Origin of the sequence: Paenarthrobacter sp. NPDC057981 (assembly GCF_042886835.1) — a bacterium.
Lineage (GTDB): Bacteria > Actinomycetota > Actinomycetes > Actinomycetales > Micrococcaceae > Arthrobacter.
The window spans coordinates 265,729-281,779 of record NZ_JBHVQI010000002.1 but is presented as its reverse complement, the minus strand read 5'-3'; the positions used below and the strand labels follow the sequence as shown (position 1 = coordinate 281,779).

Annotated in this window: 19 protein-coding genes; 5 read left to right on the top strand and 14 right to left on the bottom strand. The window is 62.6% G+C overall.

Annotated elements, in window-relative coordinates; all coding sequences use genetic code 11:
* Positions 1-102: 102 nt before the first annotated feature.
* From ACFVSI_RS04450 to ACFVSI_RS04400, 11 genes are all read right to left on the bottom strand, one after another.
* A complete protein-coding gene (locus ACFVSI_RS04450) occupies positions 103-792 on the bottom strand; it encodes a hypothetical protein (protein ID WP_387820121.1) in 690 nt (229 codons plus the stop codon).
* The gene (locus tag ACFVSI_RS04445; protein ID WP_387820119.1) at positions 782-1,312 is read right to left on the bottom strand and encodes an RNA polymerase sigma factor; all 531 of its coding nucleotides are present in this window, start codon (positions 1,310-1,312) and stop codon (positions 782-784) included. The genes ACFVSI_RS04450 and ACFVSI_RS04445 overlap by 11 nt, the downstream gene beginning before the upstream one ends.
* A 100-nt stretch (positions 1,313-1,412) precedes the next feature.
* Entirely contained in the window at positions 1,413-1,949 is a 537-nt protein-coding gene (locus ACFVSI_RS04440; protein ID WP_387820117.1) for a GNAT family N-acetyltransferase, read from the bottom strand.
* A 19-nt stretch (positions 1,950-1,968) separates the two neighbouring features.
* A complete protein-coding gene (locus ACFVSI_RS04435; protein ID WP_387820115.1) occupies positions 1,969-2,979 on the bottom strand; it encodes a YdcF family protein in 1,011 nt (336 codons plus the stop codon).
* A 254-nt stretch (positions 2,980-3,233) separates the two neighbouring features.
* A complete protein-coding gene (locus tag ACFVSI_RS04430; protein WP_387820113.1) occupies positions 3,234-3,884 on the bottom strand; it encodes an alpha/beta fold hydrolase in 651 nt (216 codons plus the stop codon).
* A 15-nt stretch (positions 3,885-3,899) separates the two neighbouring features.
* Positions 3,900-4,304: a rhodanese-like domain-containing protein gene (locus ACFVSI_RS04425; RefSeq protein WP_387820112.1), complete on the bottom strand. Its 405-nt coding sequence runs from the start codon at positions 4,302-4,304 to the stop codon at positions 3,900-3,902.
* A complete protein-coding gene (locus tag ACFVSI_RS04420; protein WP_387820110.1) occupies positions 4,301-5,116 on the bottom strand; it encodes an IclR family transcriptional regulator in 816 nt (271 codons plus the stop codon). Before ACFVSI_RS04420 ends, ACFVSI_RS04425 begins: the two co-directional genes overlap by 4 nt.
* Positions 5,117-6,733 (bottom strand): beta-N-acetylhexosaminidase, encoded by a 1,617-nt coding sequence (locus tag ACFVSI_RS04415; protein ID WP_387820108.1) that lies wholly within the window; start codon positions 6,731-6,733, stop codon positions 5,117-5,119.
* Positions 6,730-7,638: a carbohydrate ABC transporter permease gene (locus ACFVSI_RS04410; protein ID WP_387820106.1), complete on the bottom strand. Its 909-nt coding sequence runs from the start codon at positions 7,636-7,638 to the stop codon at positions 6,730-6,732. The genes ACFVSI_RS04415 and ACFVSI_RS04410 overlap by 4 nt, the downstream gene beginning before the upstream one ends.
* Positions 7,635-8,615, bottom strand: coding sequence for a carbohydrate ABC transporter permease (locus tag ACFVSI_RS04405; protein WP_387820104.1), 981 nt, complete (start codon positions 8,613-8,615; stop codon positions 7,635-7,637). Before ACFVSI_RS04405 ends, ACFVSI_RS04410 begins: the two co-directional genes overlap by 4 nt.
* Before the next feature lie 34 nt (positions 8,616-8,649).
* The gene (locus ACFVSI_RS04400) at positions 8,650-9,942 is read right to left on the bottom strand and encodes an extracellular solute-binding protein (protein WP_387820102.1); all 1,293 of its coding nucleotides are present in this window, start codon (positions 9,940-9,942) and stop codon (positions 8,650-8,652) included.
* 223 nt (positions 9,943-10,165) lie between these two features.
* Between ACFVSI_RS04400 and ACFVSI_RS04395 the strand changes: the two genes are divergently transcribed.
* Genes ACFVSI_RS04395 through ACFVSI_RS04385 form a run of 3 tightly spaced genes read left to right on the top strand, consistent with a single transcriptional unit; the run spans position 10,166 to position 13,163 of the window.
* Positions 10,166-10,531 carry a metal-sensitive transcriptional regulator gene (locus ACFVSI_RS04395; protein WP_387820100.1) on the top strand — a complete coding sequence of 122 codons (366 nt, stop codon included), beginning with the start codon at positions 10,166-10,168 and terminating at the stop codon, positions 10,529-10,531.
* Positions 10,532-10,586: 55 nt separating this feature from the next.
* The gene (locus tag ACFVSI_RS04390; RefSeq protein WP_387820098.1) at positions 10,587-10,820 is read left to right on the top strand and encodes a heavy-metal-associated domain-containing protein; all 234 of its coding nucleotides are present in this window, start codon (positions 10,587-10,589) and stop codon (positions 10,818-10,820) included.
* A gap of 9 nt (positions 10,821-10,829) precedes the next feature.
* Positions 10,830-13,163 (top strand): heavy metal translocating P-type ATPase, encoded by a 2,334-nt coding sequence (locus ACFVSI_RS04385; RefSeq protein WP_387820097.1) that lies wholly within the window; start codon positions 10,830-10,832, stop codon positions 13,161-13,163.
* A gap of 22 nt (positions 13,164-13,185) precedes the next feature.
* On the opposite strand, the gene ACFVSI_RS04380 is transcribed toward ACFVSI_RS04385, so the two are convergent.
* Complete coding sequence (locus ACFVSI_RS04380; protein ID WP_363932229.1) at positions 13,186-13,458, bottom strand: DUF2277 domain-containing protein; 273 nt, start codon at positions 13,456-13,458, stop codon at positions 13,186-13,188.
* A 158-nt stretch (positions 13,459-13,616) separates the two neighbouring features.
* Here ACFVSI_RS04380 and ACFVSI_RS04375 point away from each other — a divergent pair, with 158 nt between their 5' ends.
* Positions 13,617-13,880: a WXG100 family type VII secretion target gene (locus tag ACFVSI_RS04375; RefSeq protein WP_018779397.1), complete on the top strand. Its 264-nt coding sequence runs from the start codon at positions 13,617-13,619 to the stop codon at positions 13,878-13,880.
* A gap of 66 nt (positions 13,881-13,946) precedes the next feature.
* Here the strand turns inward: ACFVSI_RS04375 and ACFVSI_RS04370 are convergent, their stop codons facing one another.
* Positions 13,947-14,966 carry a DMT family transporter gene (locus ACFVSI_RS04370; protein ID WP_387820094.1) on the bottom strand — a complete coding sequence of 340 codons (1,020 nt, stop codon included), beginning with the start codon at positions 14,964-14,966 and terminating at the stop codon, positions 13,947-13,949.
* A 71-nt stretch (positions 14,967-15,037) separates the two neighbouring features.
* On the opposite strand from ACFVSI_RS04370, the gene ACFVSI_RS04365 reads away from it, so the two are divergent.
* Positions 15,038-15,586 (top strand): CGNR zinc finger domain-containing protein, encoded by a 549-nt coding sequence (locus ACFVSI_RS04365; RefSeq protein WP_387820092.1) that lies wholly within the window; start codon positions 15,038-15,040, stop codon positions 15,584-15,586.
* A gap of 58 nt (positions 15,587-15,644) precedes the next feature.
* Here ACFVSI_RS04365 and ACFVSI_RS04360 read toward each other — a convergent pair whose 3' ends face one another.
* A complete protein-coding gene (locus ACFVSI_RS04360; protein ID WP_144660441.1) occupies positions 15,645-15,992 on the bottom strand; it encodes a hypothetical protein in 348 nt (115 codons plus the stop codon).
* Between the last annotated feature and the right edge of the window lie 59 nt (positions 15,993-16,051).

Sequence of the window (16,051 nt, the reverse complement as noted above, 5' to 3'; positions counted from 1 at the left end):
CCTAATCCCCCGCTCACGCCCGGGTTGTGGTATTTTTTTCAATTTTTCCCAAACTAAATTTGAAAAAAATGCCCAACTCGCGGGTCTATTTCGACGGGAGACCTACCAGCTCTGGACCAGAAACGGCGAACCGTCGGGAGAGCACTCGCCCACGTCTGTGCCCTCCGGGGAAAGCCCTCCGCCGAAGGAGAACTGCTGGCCAATGCTGATGGACGTCCCATCGGGCAGCACCACTCCGGATCCGGTCACCTTGGTACCGCGCGGGAAGATCAGGCCCATGGAGCGCCCGTCGGGATAAACACCGGCCATGCATCCGCCATCGTTGAGGCCCAAGGTTCCCCTGTTACCGGCGTCCATGTGGAAGTCCGCCGGCTCATCTTTGGCGACCGCAGCCTTGTTGCCGTTACCACCGGTGATGATTTCGGCGTCGAAAGTCGGCATTCGCCCGGTGAGTTCCGGCAGCGGTTCGTTGCTCGGGGAGCTGGTATCCGGCGCCTTTTCAGGCTGGGTGGCCGCCGGGATCGGCTGTTGCGCCTGCTGTGGGAGCAGCGAGGGCACGACAACACCCGCGACAACGGCGGCAGCTGCCACGGCAACTCCAGCAACCACCCGGAATCGCCGCCTGGATGCCGGCCGCTGTCCGTTGGACCCGCCAACCGTAAGTTGCACCGCGTCGGTGGACATGACGGCAAGGCTCTTTTCCCGGCTTCGGGCCAACTCCTCTTCCGTAACCGCGCTGGCGGGATCGGCTGCAGCAAGGCGTTGCAGATCCAATGGTTTCTTAGTGCTCATTACCAACACCTTCCGCAATGTGGTCAGCCCCAAGCAGTTGGCCGAGTTCCTTGCGGGCCCTGTACAGGCGCATCCGGACGGCCGTGGCAGTGACGTGGAGCAGTTCCGCCACTTCGGCTGACGACAAGCCATCCCAATACGTCAGAAGGAGGACTTCCCGGTCCTGCGGCCTGAGCTTGTCCAGCGCTTCCTGCACGGCACCCTCACCGGAATCCGGCGTTGAGGTCCTCTGCCGCTGAAGCTCCTGCACGAGGTTGAGGGACCGGATGTTGGAGCGGTTGTGGTTTCGGAGGACATTCCGGGCTATGCCAAACAGCAGCAGCACGGATAATTCGTGGTCCCGGGACTTTTCCCAGGCGATCCGGAAGACCTCGGCACACAGGTCCTCGGCCTCGGTTGCTCCCTCGGTGCGACGCCGAAAGTAGCGGTAGATCTTGTCGTGACCGGCCGCGTGGGACACCAGGAAACGCTGCTCCCTCGCTTGGTCCACGCGATCCCCTCGCTCCGTCTCCACGCTCATACCCGGTTAATGTCCGGCAGTCAGAGAAATGTAACGGAAGTTTCAGGAAAAGCGCACGACGTCGGCCCTCACCGCCTGCGCAAGGCCGCCAGGCCGGCCCTTAGCTCCGGGAGGCCGGAACACCGATCCAGTAGCGGCGAAAGAGGCGTCCCTTCTCGTCCGTTCGTTTATCTTCGAGCACACCGCCCGCACGCTCGATGGTCCGGGCCGAGGCCACGTTCGCGTCGTCGCACGTCAGCAGGACACGGTCCGGTTCTTCCCGGCCCTCCAATTGTGAACACAGTTCCTGCAGAGCCCACGATGCAGCGCCGCGGCCACGATCCGAGGGCCGTACTCCGTAACCGATGTGGCCTCCCGAATTCAGCAGCGCCGGGGTGAGGTGGTGACGAAATGCGATTGCACCCACGTAGCGCGGCCCCTCAGCGATCCAAAGGTAGGTGCAAGGCACGATGCCCTGGTCCTCTTCCACATGCTCCGCATCCCTCAGCTGCCTGACCCACGCCGCGAACCCTTCAGCGGTGGTGACGTTCTCGGCCACGAAAACTCCTGCGCCATCCTGGTGGGCTCCTTCCCACTCAGCGTGGGACTCAAGGAACGACTCGTGGAAGGAGACATCGGGAGCAACGAGGGTAAACATGCACCGAGCCTAGCCGGACTTACACCACCGGTGAGTTCATCAGGGCTACCGTGATGAGCAGGGCAATACCGAACATCGGCAGGCAGAGGACAACATTGGTCCGACGGTTGTCCCGCATCACGGCGACGAATTCGCGAAGGAATGCGCTGGGGACAAAGTACCTTGCCGTTGGAGCACCGACCACTTCAGCACTGATCTTCTGCCTGCGCGACAGGAGCGCGGCGCGGAGGACGTGGTAGTTGTTGGTGCACACCAGCAACGGACCCTGGATTCCTCTCTCTGCCAGCAGCGCCACGGAATAGACCAGGTTCTCGCGGGTGGTGGTGGCTTTGTTCTCCTCCAAGATGTCAGCGGCCGCTGCTCCCTTCGCCACCAAGTACTCCTTCATCGCAGTGGACTCGGGCCTGGGTTCGTCCGGGCCTTGACCCCCGGAAGGTACCAAAACGGGCCTGACCGGGGCGACGCCGTCGTAAATTTCCAAGGCCTTGTTCAGGCGCGCGGCGAGCAACGGCGGCACGTTGCCGTCGATCAGGCCCGACCCCAAGACGACGACGGCGGCAGGGTTCGGGCTGTGTCGCATCCTGGAATACACCAGCGCGTAGCCGAGGAAGACGACGAAAGCGCACCCCAAGTAGGCGCAGAGGAAGAAGGCCAAGGCAGCGATTCCGGCCAGGACGGGCTGCCCACTCAGCACGAAAAGGAAAGCGACCACAGGGGCCAGGAACACGGTCAACCCCACGGCGAACGGCAGGAAGCTGGTGATCCCGGGGCCTTCGCGTCGGACCATCGTGACGCCGTTCGCGATGAGGAAGGCGGCGAAGACGAAGATGCTCACCACTGGAACAACGACGATAACCAGGTTCAGCCACTCGAACCACGGATTCAGGTCAATCAGGAAGTCCAGGAGCGCCTGCAGCAGGAACCAGGCCGCTACCAAGAGGAAGACGCCGTTGCGGAGCCGTCGCCGGTCCGACTGGTAGGAGGCCAGGAAAAACCCCGCAAAGATAAGGCCAAGGACCAGGTTCAGCATGGTCCAAGCCTATTCGGTGTGGCCGGGCGGCGAGGGCAGAGCTGTGGCCCCTGGCACGCTCGATTCTGGCCGGGACCGGCAAAAGCAGCCGTTACGCTGGTTCCATCAGGCAAGAGCCTGCTGTGCCGTTAAGAACAATGGACCCGACTGCAATCGGGTCCTTGTTCAGCGCGGTGCGCTCATTTGGTGCGGTAAGAGGGACATAGCCTCCAACTTCACACTTTGAGTCTATGGCCCCGTTGGACCCTGAGGAACTACCAGCCCTCTGCAACCTGCCGGGCGAAGTCATTCAGGGCTCCGGCAACAGCCTTCGGGTGGCTCAACGGAGCATAGTGACCGCCCGGGATCTCAACCGGTTCGGCTCCCAGCCGGTCGCGGATTTGGCGCCTCATGAACGACGGCGGGAAGAACAGATCGTCGCGGCACAGAATCCCCGAAGTTGGCACGCCCGGACGCTTTCCCGGCCATGGCGCTGCCATCCAGGCACCCTGCTGGTCGCGCTCCTTTTCCATAGCGTGGCGGGCCAAATCATCAGGGACCAAGTTGAAGTATGGCTCTTCGGGAATGGTTTCACGGTCATGCCCCGTGTTGGCCCACCAGTCACCGAAGGTCTCGCCGGGCATGGGGATCATCGCGGAGAGATACACCAAACCATCCGAGTGGAGTGCCTCGCAAACCAAGGGCGCGGTGAAGCCGCCCAGCGAGTGCCCCACCACGATGGTGTGCCTGGCATCGCCAACTGCTTCCGTTACTGTCCGGGTGTAGTCCCCAAGCCCGGCATCAACCTCTTCGATGGGCAAGTCGACGGCCACCACCTGATGCCCGGAGGCTTCAAGGAGCGGGCTGACCAGATGCCAGTCCCAGGCGGTGGAACCGCCTCCGTGAATCAGTACGAAAACCGCCATGACGCTCCCCTCACATCAGGCCTTGTGCGCCGTCACCAACGCATCCGGCTCATGCTGGACCACACCAGCGGAAGTTTCCACCGGCAACCCGTTCCTGATCCAATACTCGATGCCGCCGATCATTTCCTTAACGGAATATCCCAGTATCGCGAAGGCAAGCGCAGCGAACGTACTGCCATTGCAGCCCGGACCCCAGGAGTACACCACCACCTGCGACCCAGCCGGGACCAGCCCGGGAGCGAGCTCCGGTATCTGCGCCGTCGGGATATGTACCGCGCCAGGAATATGTCCGTGCTCCCACGACGATCGCCGTCGGGTATCCACGACCACCAGGGAACCCGGTTCCGACTCAGCTACTTCCATCACGTCGATCTCACATTGGAGCTTGGCGCGGAAGAACTCTGCAGCGCCCATGCTCATGCGAGTTTCGCCAGCTTCGCAGACGCCCGGCGCGAACCGAGCTTGGCGGAAATCCGGAGGCTGGTCTCCGCCGCCATCGGCCCCACTTCCCGAACCCGTTTGGCGGTCATCCGGGAAGACAGCGAAGATACCGACAGCGCAGCCACCACGTGATCGTCATGCCCGAAGATGGGCGCCGCAACGCAGCGCACTTCCGGCTCGTTCTCCCGATCGTCGATGGAGTAGCCCCGCCGTCGTATGGCTTCGAAGTCGGCGCGCAACAGTGCCGGGTCAGTGATGGTCTTGTCAGTGAGCGGCACCAAGTTGCCCGCGAGGATCGGTCCCACCACTTCTTCCGGGCTGAACGCCAACATGGCCTTGCCGACCGCCGTGCAGTAAGCGGGCATGGTGGCGCCAACCCGCGACGCCATGCGCACCGTGGCCTCGTCTTCCACCTTGTCCAGATAGACGACGTCCTGCCCGGAAAGCACCACCAGGTGGCAGGTACTCTCTGTAGCTCGCATGAGGCTCCGGAGCTCTCCGTTGGCCACGCTGCGCAGATCCACACGGTCCAGGTAGGACTGCCCCAATCTCAGGCAGCCATGTCCAAGGCGGAACTTGCCGGTCTCGTGATCACGCTCCAGCAGATTCTCTTCGAGCAATGGCGCAGCCAACCGCAACAAGGTGCTCTTGTTCAATCCGGAGAGCCGGCTGAGCTCCACGAGCGCCAGCCCATCTCCGTTGCCCGGTTCCTCGGCCACCACCGTCAATAGAGCCAGTGCTTTGCGAAGTGACGCCGAGGAATTGCGGGCGTCCTTGCCTTCAGTAGTCACTCAGTTCCTCACGAGCTGCTCGGCGTCGTAATCACGTTTCCAACCCTCGACGCCCGGCCGCTGCTGCCACGGAGCGGGACCGGACAACGGCCGGTACTCCACGCCCATGGCCTCGAGCCGTGCCAGATGTGCACCTGTGAGCCGGGTCAGGAACCCATCGTAGTCCCGGCCCTCGGGGTTGGACCAGAACACTTCCGAGATGGCGCTGAGGCGCGGGAAGGCCGCGAACTGCACCCGGCGGGGCGAGTCGAGGTGCTCGGTCCAGATATTCGCCTGGGCACCCAGCAACCGTCCCGGCAACCCGTCAGCAGAAACGCCTGGCAGGGGATCGAATTCGTAGACGGCCTGCAGGGTGGTCACGAACCCGACGGGTACCGGCTCGTCGTCGCCATCGGCTTGCCGGTGGTCGAGGTAGAGCTTGTGTTCGGGGCACATGACCACGTCATAGCCCTTGCGGAGGGCATCAATGCCTCCTTCGTACCCACGCCACGAGGCCACGAGCGCTCCGTCCGGAAGTCCGCCGTCGCCGATTTCGTCCCATACGGAGGTGGCGCGGCCGTGCCGCTGGAGGTGCGCCGCCAGTTGCCCGACGAACCAGCTGTGCAGGCCCGAGACATCGTCCAGGCCAAGCGACTCCGCCTTCCCACGAGCGGCAGCACTGGACTGCCACTGGGTGAGCGGAACTTCGTCGCCGCCCAGGCTTATCCATGGGGAGGGGAAGATCTCCACGACTTCGTCCAGGACGTTTCGATAGAAGTCCAGGGAGGTTTCCGAGACCGCAAGGACCGTGTCATTGATACCCCAGCGCGTCCACACCTCCACAGGTTCCGCACCCTCGGCTTGTGCCTCGCCCAGCTCCGGGTACGCCGCGATGGCGGCCTGGCTGTGGCCGGGAACGTCAATCTCCGGGATGACGGTGATGTGCCGCTCAGCGGCGAACGCCACGATCTCCCGGAGGTCGTCCTGCGTGTAGAAGCCACCGTGCGGACGACCGTCGAAGACGCCGGCACGCCAGGAACCAAGCGATGATTCGCGGCGCCAGGCACCGATTTCAGTCAGCTTGGGATAGCGGTTGATCTGGATTCTCCACCCCTGATCGTCCGTCAGGTGCAGGTGGAGGACATTGAGCTTGTGCATCGCCATGACTTCGATGAAGCGGAGCAGGTTGTCCTTCGGCATGAAGTGGCGCGCGACGTCCAACATCGTCCCGCGATAGCCGAACCGTGGCTTGTCCTCCACAGAAACCCGCGGAACCGACCATGCCGAAGCAACCGCTGACTGCCGGAAAGCCCTCGGTCCCAGCAACTGCAACAGCGTCTGCGCAGCGTAGAACGCGCCGGCGGGACCACCAGCAGAGATGACGACGGCGTCACTCACCTTCAGGCGGTACGCCTCGGAGTCGAGGTCCGGGTCCAGCAGGAAGCGGATGTGCGCGTCGTCGCTGGCTGCGGCAGTCAGATCCCAGCCCGTTGCCGCACCCAAAGAACGGGCCAACCAACGGCGGGGACCGCTCAGTTCAGGGTCGGCACCCAAAGTAGTACCGGCGTCGAGCGTCAACTCGCCGTTCCCGGCCGAAAGGGTCCACGGCGCGGGGACCAACTGGTGAAGCGGGCTCATCCCTTCACCGCCCCGGCGAGTCCGGATACGAGCTTGCGCTGTACTGAGACGAAGAAGATCAGCACAGGAATGGTCATGATGACCGAGCCGGCCATGATGGCTCCCCAATCGTTTTGGTCGGGCTTGAAGAACGTCAGCAATGCCATGGGCAGCGTCTGGTTCTCCTGGGCGGAAATGATAAAGGTCTTGGCAAACAGGAAGTCGTTCCACGTGGAGATGAACGAGAAAACCGAACATGCCACCACACCGGGTGCCACCAACGGAAACAAGATGGAACGGACAAAGCGGAAGCTGCCGGCACCATCAAGGCGTGCCGCTTCCTCCACCTCAACCGGCACGGCCGCCACGAAGCCGCGCAACATCCAGATGGCGAACGGAATGCTGAAGCCCACATGGACCAAAACCAATGAGCCCAGTTGGTTCAGGCCGACCAGCGGGATGGCTTCGCCCGCGTTGCGGAGCAGGAAGAACAGCGGGATCGTCAGGGCTTCAACAGGCACCATCTGCGAGACCAGGATGATGATCAGCAGCTTGGTCCGCATCTTGAAGTTGTACCGGGTCAGCGCCACAGCCGCGAGGAACGCCAGGATCGTGGACAGCACCACAACCACCAGTGCCACAATCACGCTGTTGAGGAAGTATTGACCAAAATTGTTGACCCCCAGAACGCGCCCGAACGAGTCCAGCGACGGTTCCAGCGTGAACGGGGTCGCGTCACCGGCGTCGAGCGCTGTTTTGGGCTTCAGTGCGGACAGCACCATCCAGAACAGCGGGAAGGCAACAATCAGCGCGATGACGATCCCGGCGGCGTCGGCCCCGAAGCGCCGCTTGCCGTTCTTGCGGAACTTCTGCGGGTCTTCTGCCGCTGCTTGCGGCGCAAGCGGTGAAACGTCGACGGCGGTCACAGGGCTTCTCCTGTTCGCTTGAGGATACGGAGGTAGACGAGAGTAATGACCATCAGCAGAGCAGTCATGATGACGCCAAGGGCCGAACCCAGCCCGTACAGGCTCGCGGCGAAGGCCTGCTGGTAGCCGTACACGTTCAGGACCAGGTTCTGGCCCGCGATGCCGCCTCCGTTGGTCATGATGTAGATCTGCGAGAAGATCTTGAAGTTCCAGATGATCGACTGGATGGTCACTACGATCACGATTGGGCGGAGCATCGGCAACATGATGCTGCGGGCGATGCGGGGCATGGACGCGCCGTCGATCCTTGCGGCTTCGATGACCTCCGTCGGGATCGCCTGGATGCCCGCGTAGACCGTGACCAGGACGAACGGGAACGAGCACCACACCACTTCGCTGGCTACCAGCCCGAAGGCCGACCATTTGTCGTAGGTCCAGGAGTAGCCTTGGAACTGCGTCAATCCGATGGCGACCAACGTCTTGTTGACCAGTCCCAAGGTGGGTTCGAACAGGAACAACCACACCGCACTGCCCGTGACCGCAGGCGTAGCCCAGGCGCCCAGCGACACCACAAACAACACCGATCGGACCCAGGGTCGAAGCCTGGTGGCCAGCACTGCAAGTGAACTGCCCACCAGCAACGTGAAGACCACACAGGCGGTGGCGAAGACCACGGTGTTGCCCAGGACGGTCCAGAACTGCGGATCGGCGAAGAGCTTCTGGTAGTTCTCCAATCCCACGAATTTCAGGGGCGCTTTCCCACTGACCTGGGCCTGGCGGTAGTCGTACAGGGAGACGTTGATCAGCTGGAAGATCGGGTAGCCGAGCAAGGCAATCAGGACAATGAAGGCCGGTGCCAGATAGAGCCAAGGCTCCAGACGCCCCCGACGGCGGGAGGCGCGTGCCGCCGTCGTCGTGCCTTTGCGTGGGGTGCCGTCTTGGGGTGCTTCAGGCAGAACCGGGGTGAGGGCTGTCATGATGCGCCTTCGGTGGGTGATGGGGTGCAGCGCATTACTTGGCCCCGAACGCAGCGTTCATGGCGGCAGCGGCTTCGCTGGTTGCTGCGTTCACATCGGCCTTGCCCGTGACCACCTTCTGGTACATGCCCGTGAAGACGCCCTGGGCATCGATGGTGGACCAGTTTTCGGTGACCGGGACGAACTTGGTGCCGGCGCCCAAAGTGTTGATGAAGGGCTCAACCTGCTTGTTGTTTTCGGCCACCGACTTCTGGACATCGCTGAACGTGGGGAGGTTGCCCATGGAGTCGAACATCTTCTGCTGGTACTTCTTGCTGGCCAGCAGCTTCACGAAGTCCGCGGCGAGGGTACGGCGTTCGCTGCTGTTGAAGACGCCCAGGTTGTTGCCTCCGGCGAACGCGGGCGCAATGGAACCTGCAGTCTTGCCCGGGACCGGAACCACAGCGAACTTGTCCTTGATGGCACTGGCAGCAACGGCCTTGTAGTTGAAGTCGCCGCCGATGGTCATGGCCGACTTGCCTGCAATGAACTGCTGAACACTGGCGTTTCCGCCGAATTCCGCGCAGGTCTGGGCGGGGCAGATATCGTCCTTGAGGAGGCGGGAGTAGGCTGCCACGCCTTCACGGGACTGGGTGGAGTCGAGGCCGGCAACGAACTTGTCGCCTTCCTTTGTGGCGATTTCCCCGCCGTTGGCCCACAGGTACGGCATGGCGGAGAACTGTGCAGCACCGCCCACGGAGATGCCCAGCATGTCCGGGGTGGCTGCGCGTACAGCGCGGGCAACCGTCTCCACCTCGTCCAGGGTCTTGGGGACCTCAAGCCCGAGCTGCTGCAGGAGATCAGTGCGGTAGTAGAGGGCGCGAACGCCGACGAACCACGGCACACCGTAGTTCTTGCCGTCGATCTCCGTGGTGGCCAGGATCTTCTGGTCAAGGTCCTTGGCTTCATCCCAGGACTTGATGTCACCGGTAACGTCGGCCAGGCCACCGGACGCCACATAGCTGGCCAGGTCCGTGTTGCCGAACTCGGCTACATCCGGGGCGCTTGAAGGATCGTTGAACGCTGCCTTGAATCGTTCTGCCCGGCTGTCTACGGGGATGTACTGGACGTCGATCTTGGCACCACTGTGTGCCGCTTCGAATTCAGTAACAGCTTCCTTTACCACTGCGGACTTGGGGTCTTGGTTGACCTCGGAGAAGAGCCACACGCGGACAGTGCCCGTCTGCTCGTCCGAGCTGGAGGCTGCGTTGTTCGAGGTAGGTGGAGCGCAGGCGGTCAAGGCGAGCGCTGCGATGGCGATTGCCGCGGCGGAGCGTGCGAGTTTCAAGTGTCCTCCATGGAGAAAAGTTGGATTCCGCGGGATTCCCCCTCCGCGGCTATGTGACCAAACACTATGAACGCCGGAGTGTGGGCGGAAGCACATTCGGCCAAAGGTTTGCAATGCAAAACAAGAATCCGGTTTTTTGCTGTTTTGGTCTATACCAAGTTGTGCCGTGGATACCCCCAGGGGGTACTTGACGCCATACCCCCTTGGGGTATAGCTTGAGGCCATGAACACGCCAGACCTGAGCATGAGCCGTCAGGATGCACCTGTCATCGAGGTGGACCTGGAGCCCTCTGCATCCCATGGGTACACCAGCAACAAGGACGCGTACCTCAAACGGCTGAAACGCATTGAAGGGCAGGTTCGCGGTATTGCCCGCATGGTGGAGGAAGACAAATACTGCATCGACATCCTCACGCAGGTCGCGGCAGCAACGAAGGCCCTCCACGCTGTCAGCCTGGGACTCGTTGAGGAGCACATTGGCCATTGCGTCGTGGGTGCTGCCTCCGAGCCCGATCCCGAAACACGCGCCGAACACATCGACGCCAAAGTCAAGGAGGCCACCGATGCCATCGGGCGCCTGCTGCGGTAGCGGTAACTCCGCCACCACTCGCCACACCATCCAACGCACCACCAAGGAGCACTCCATGAGCCAGACCATCCAGACCAACGTCAACGTATCCGGCATGACCTGCGGCCACTGTGTTTCCAGCGTGAGCGAAGAACTTGAAGCGCTCAGCGGCGTTCAGGACGTCGCAGTGGACCTCAACCCCGGCGGTTTGTCCACCGTCACCATCACATCCACCCAGGAGCTCTCACCATCGGAAATTGGCGAGGCCGTGGCAGAAGCCGGCTACGTGGTGGTAGCCAACGAAGCCTAGGGGGTTCGCTTGAGTAACCAGGAGACCTTCAACCAACCCGCACAAAGGGTGATCGAGCTCGACATCGAGGGCATGACCTGCGCCTCATGCGTCAATCGAGTCGAACGGAAACTGGGCAAACTCGAAGGCGTCGAGGCAAGCGTCAACCTGCCGCTCGAATCGGCGCACGTTACGGTCCCCGCAAACGTGACAGACCAGCAAATCGTGGACACCGTGAACGCAACGGGATACAAGGCAACGCTGAGGCAAGCCCCTGCACGCCATTCCCGGCCGGCCGTCGATGACCACGGGCATGGGCATGAGCATCACGAGGCCGAGTCCTCTCACGAGGAACACGCCAGCCACGAAAACCACATGGATCACGGGCCCTCGGCTTCCACGCTCCGGCCCCGGTTGATCCTGGCCGCCGTCCTGACTGTTCCCGTTTTTGCGATCTCCATGATCCCAGCCCTCCAGTTCGCCAACTGGGGATGGGTTGTCGGCGCACTGGCACTTCCGGTGGTGAGCTGGGCCGCCTGGCCGTTCCACCGGGCCGCTGCCATCAACGCCCGGCATTTCGCCTCCACCATGGACACCCTGGTTTCCATCGGTGTCATCGCGGCCTACGTGTACTCGGCATGGCAGTTGTTCGCGGATCCACGCATGACAGAGCACCCCGGTATGGAAAGCATGGCGGGCGGCGGGCTGTACTTCGAAGTCGCAGCCGTGGTCACCACCTTCCTGCTGCTGGGCCGCTATCTTGAAGCGAACGCCAAAGCCAAGGCAGGCAACGCCCTCAAAGCCCTGCTCAATCTGGGCGCCAAGGATGCAACCATCCTGCTGGATGGCGTGGAGAAGAAGGTCCCCGCCGACCAGCTCCTGGTGGACGATGTGTTCGTTGTTCGTCCCGGTGAGAAGATCGCCACCGATGGCGTGGTGCTCGATGGCGCATCAGCTGTCGACGCATCCCTGGTGACTGGAGAATCCGTCCCTGTCGACGTGGGAACAGGCAGCACCGTAACGGGTGCCACCATCAACACCTCCGGGCGATTGCTGGTCCGGGCCACTCGTGTCGGTTCCGACACCACCCTGGCCCAGATGGGACGCCTGGTCAGCGAAGCCCAGACCGGCAAAGCTCCCATCGCCCGGCTCGCGGACAGGATCAGTTCGGTCTTCGTTCCCATCGTGCTGGTCCTCGCCGTTGTCACTTTCCTGCTTTGGCTGTTCTTTTCCGGGGATCTCAACGCTGCCTTCACGGCGGCCGTTGCAGTCCTGGTGATCGCCTGCCCCTGCGCCTTGGGCCTGGCGACCCCGGTTGGCCTGCTGACAGGAACTGGCCGTGGTGCCCAGCTGGGTATCCTCATCAAGGGTCCGCAAGTACTCGAAGACACCCGGCACGTGGACACCATCCTGCTGGACAAGACGGGCACGGTGACCAGCGGCAAGCTTGCCGTAGCTCACACGGCCGCCCTCAACGGGCACTCCCCCGCCACCGTCCTGACCTTGGCCGGCGCCGTCGAGTCCGCATCGGAACACCCGATCGCCCACGCCATAGCGGCAGCGGCGAAAGAAGCAACGCCCGACGCCGGCACACTGCCTGCCGTTGAAGGCTTCAGTTCAGCGCCGGGCGGCGGAGTTCGGGGCAGCGTCACGTTGGACGGCAGCCCGAAGACCGTCGTCGTGGGCCGTTCGGGGTGGTTGGAGGAAAACGGAATCTCCCTCGAAAGCGAACACCGCGATGTCCTCGCTGCCCGGGAGAATGGGGGTGCCACCGCTATCTGGGTGGCTGTCGATGGCGCACCAGCGGGCATTGTGAGCCTTCGGGACACCATCAAACCCGGCTCCGCGGCGGCGATCGCAAAACTGAAGGACCTCGGGATCCGTCCCATCCTGCTGACCGGAGACAATGCCGCTGTAGCTGCCCAAGTGGCTGCCGCCGTCGGGATTGCCCCGGAAGATGTGTTCGCCGGGGTGCTGCCGGAAGGCAAAGTTGACGCCGTCCGGAAGCTTCAGGAATCAGGATCCACGGTGGCCATGGCCGGTGACGGCGTCAATGACGCCGCGGCCTTGGCGCAGTCGGATCTGGGAATCGCGATGGGTTCGGGTACAGACGTTGCCATCGAGGCGTCCGACCTCACTGTGATGGGCAGCGACCTGGGTCAGCTGGTGCAGGCGATCGAACTGTCCCGGAAGACGCTCTCCACCATCAAAACCAACCTGTTCTGGGCGTTCTTCTACAACGCGATCGGTATTCCCGTAGCTGCCCTTGGGCTGCTGAACCCGATGATCGCGGGCGCGGCGATGGCGGCCAGCTCAGTGCTGGTGGTGGCCAACTCGCTGAGGCTGCGCTCGTTCGGTAAGTAGCAGCGCAGGGAGAAGGCCCGGGCTACGCGGTTCCGAAGCGGACTGCGGCCCGGGCCCTCGCCTTGGCTGCTTCCTCGTCACGGTTCTTCGCAGGGCCGTGGCTCACCAACGAGTCCAGGAGATGCTGCGTAATGTGCGCGATCTCGTGGACGGCCTCGGCGAAAGCTTCCTCGTTGGCCTTCGAGGGCTTGGTGGATCCGCTGATCTTGCGCACATATTGGAGGGCTGCGGCCTCCACTTCCTCGCTGGTCGCATGCGGTTCGAAGTTATGCAAAGTCCTGATATTCCGGCACATAGGCCCATGCTAACCATGGGCAGTGCTGCATGGGGAGGGGTGCCCATCGACGCGTTTGCGATTCCCGGGATAGGTTTTAGCTATTGGATCTTCCGGATGAGCCGGAGGCCGCTGGGGATGCCGAAGAGCTCGGGTCCGAACAAATGAAGGAGAATCTCATGGCTATTTGGGGTGCAGATGTTGATCAGCTTCGTCAGCTCGGTAACAAGCTGAAGGCAGGTGCCGAGCACATCGAGCAGCAGCGTTCGCAGCTGAAGGGTGCCCTTGACGGCACCGACTGGAAGGGCCCGGACGCTGACAAGTTCCGCGGCGAGTGGGACAGCCAGCACGCTTCCAACCTGAAGAAGGTTGCCGATGCTCTTCGTGAAGCCGGCGACCGCGCTCAGAAGAACGCTGAGCAGCAGCAGCAGGCTTCCAACTAGGACAGTTGGGAAAATGCCCGGACGCACATGCGTCCGGGCATTTTTGCGTTCACTTCGAAACCTCGATTATCGGCCTTCGGCGACCGGCCCTGAAGGGACAGGTTCGACGTCGTTCGGATGATCCAAAGCCCGGGCCCCAGCGGCCCGGCGGTCTCCGCGCAGTTCATCCACCCGGACCAGGACCACGCCGCCCACAATCAGAAGACCGCCCAGAAGCTGGATCGGACCAGGGAGTTCGCCCAGCAGCAGCCAAGCCCAGATCACAGCGAACAGCACTTCGGTCAAGGAGACGAACGAGGCCACCTTCGAGCCCAGGCTACGTGCGGCCATGATTCCGGAGACGTATGCGAGCACAGTTGCGAGGATGATCAGGCCGACGGCGGACACCCACCATGGCACGGTCCACGGACCCAGCGTTGTGTCTGCGGTACTGAACGTCATGGGAAGCAAGCCCAACCCGCCCACGAGCCACATCACCACGGCACCCACCAGCAAGCCACCCGAGGCCAGCACCAACGGAGGAAGCGTGTCGTTCTCCTTGGCCGTGATGAAGAAGTAGATCACCAGGCACACCGCGGCCGCCATACCCCAAAGGACGCCCACAAAGTCCACCTTCACGGCACCGGTCAAATCGAGCACCAGCACCAGACCGCCGAGAGAAAGCAGCGCACCGGCGGCGGTCAGGGCGCGCGGTTTCCGGCGGGTGGAGATCCACAGCCACAGGACGATCATCACCGGAGCCAGGTACTCGAGCAGCAGGGCGACGCCGACGGACAAGCGGGCTACCGCGTTGAAATAGAAAAGCTGGCAGCCGGCCACTCCGATGAGGCCGAAAAGCAGGATGGTGAGCCAGTTTTCCTTGAGTTGGTGCCAGCGTCCGCGTAGAACCACGACGGCGGGAACCGCCAGGATCAGCGCGGCACCTGTGAGGCGCACGGTGACTGCGGCGCCGGGTGACCAGCCGGTTTCCAGCATTGATTTGGCGAAGGAGCCTGAGGTGCCGAACACGGCTGAAGAAAAGAGTGCGATGCCGAGTCCTGATGCCAGGAAATTCTTTGCATCAGCCTTCGTCATTGGAGCTGACACAGCAGCCTCCTGTCAGGAGTAAAGTGGGCTTATGGTCATGACAGTACTCCCCGAACATGTAAGGAGTCAAAGTGCTTTTTGCGCCTGACACCGTGGTTGCCCTCCGCAGCGTGGTCAACCTGATCAATACGGCCGCCAATGGGCAGGAACTGCTGACCTCCCTTGATGACCTCAACGCGTTTCTGGACGCCGAGGAATTCACTGGTTCACGCGTCAATTCTTCGGATGAGCTGAACAGCATCAAGCGTCTTCGTGGCCAGCTCGCAACACTCTGGAGCTCCGACGAAGACACGGCAGCCAAGTCCGTCAACAAACTGCTCGTCGACGCAAAGGCGCTCCCGCAGCTGGTAAAACACGACCACTGGGACTGGCACCTTCACGCAACTACCCCTGAGGCGCCGCTGGCAGACCGCATGGGCACCGAAGCTGCGATGGCGATCATCGACGTGATCCGCAGCAAAGAGATGGAACGCATGCGGGTATGTGCCGCGGATGACTGTGACGCTGTGGTCCTGGACCTCAGCCGGAACCGCTCAAAGCTGTACTGCGACACCGGCAACTGCGCGAACCGAACCCACGTCGCGGCTTACCGGGCGAGGAAGGCCGCGGAAGGCGAGTAAGCGGGGCAGCGCCCACCAAAAAGCGCTCCCCCAACCAAAGTGGGGAAGCGCTGGAAGGTTAGCGGCCGGCGTCGGGCGTTTCAGTCCCGTCAGGCGACTCCGGAGCCGCCGATCCGCCGTGCGGACGCTTGGAGCTGAGGTTGACCCCCGAACCCTTGCCGAGGTGGTCGGCGTTTTCTTTGTAGCTCATGGACAGCATGGCTGCCACGACGAGGCTCACGATGAAGGCGATGCCTGCGCCGGTGAAGGCGAGGTCGAACCGGGGAGTCCGCGCGCTGCCGCCTGAAGCGAAGATCAGCACGGCAAAGAAAGCCAGCACTGCGAAGAACGCGGAGAACATGAGCGGTCCCTTGACCGAGGTCCGCATCTTGCGCGGTTCTCCTGGTGTCTGGTCTGCCACGGTCATTCCTCCAATGATGGCGGAACGCGTCCGCCGGTCTGCAAAAGTTCTACAACGAGTAGAAC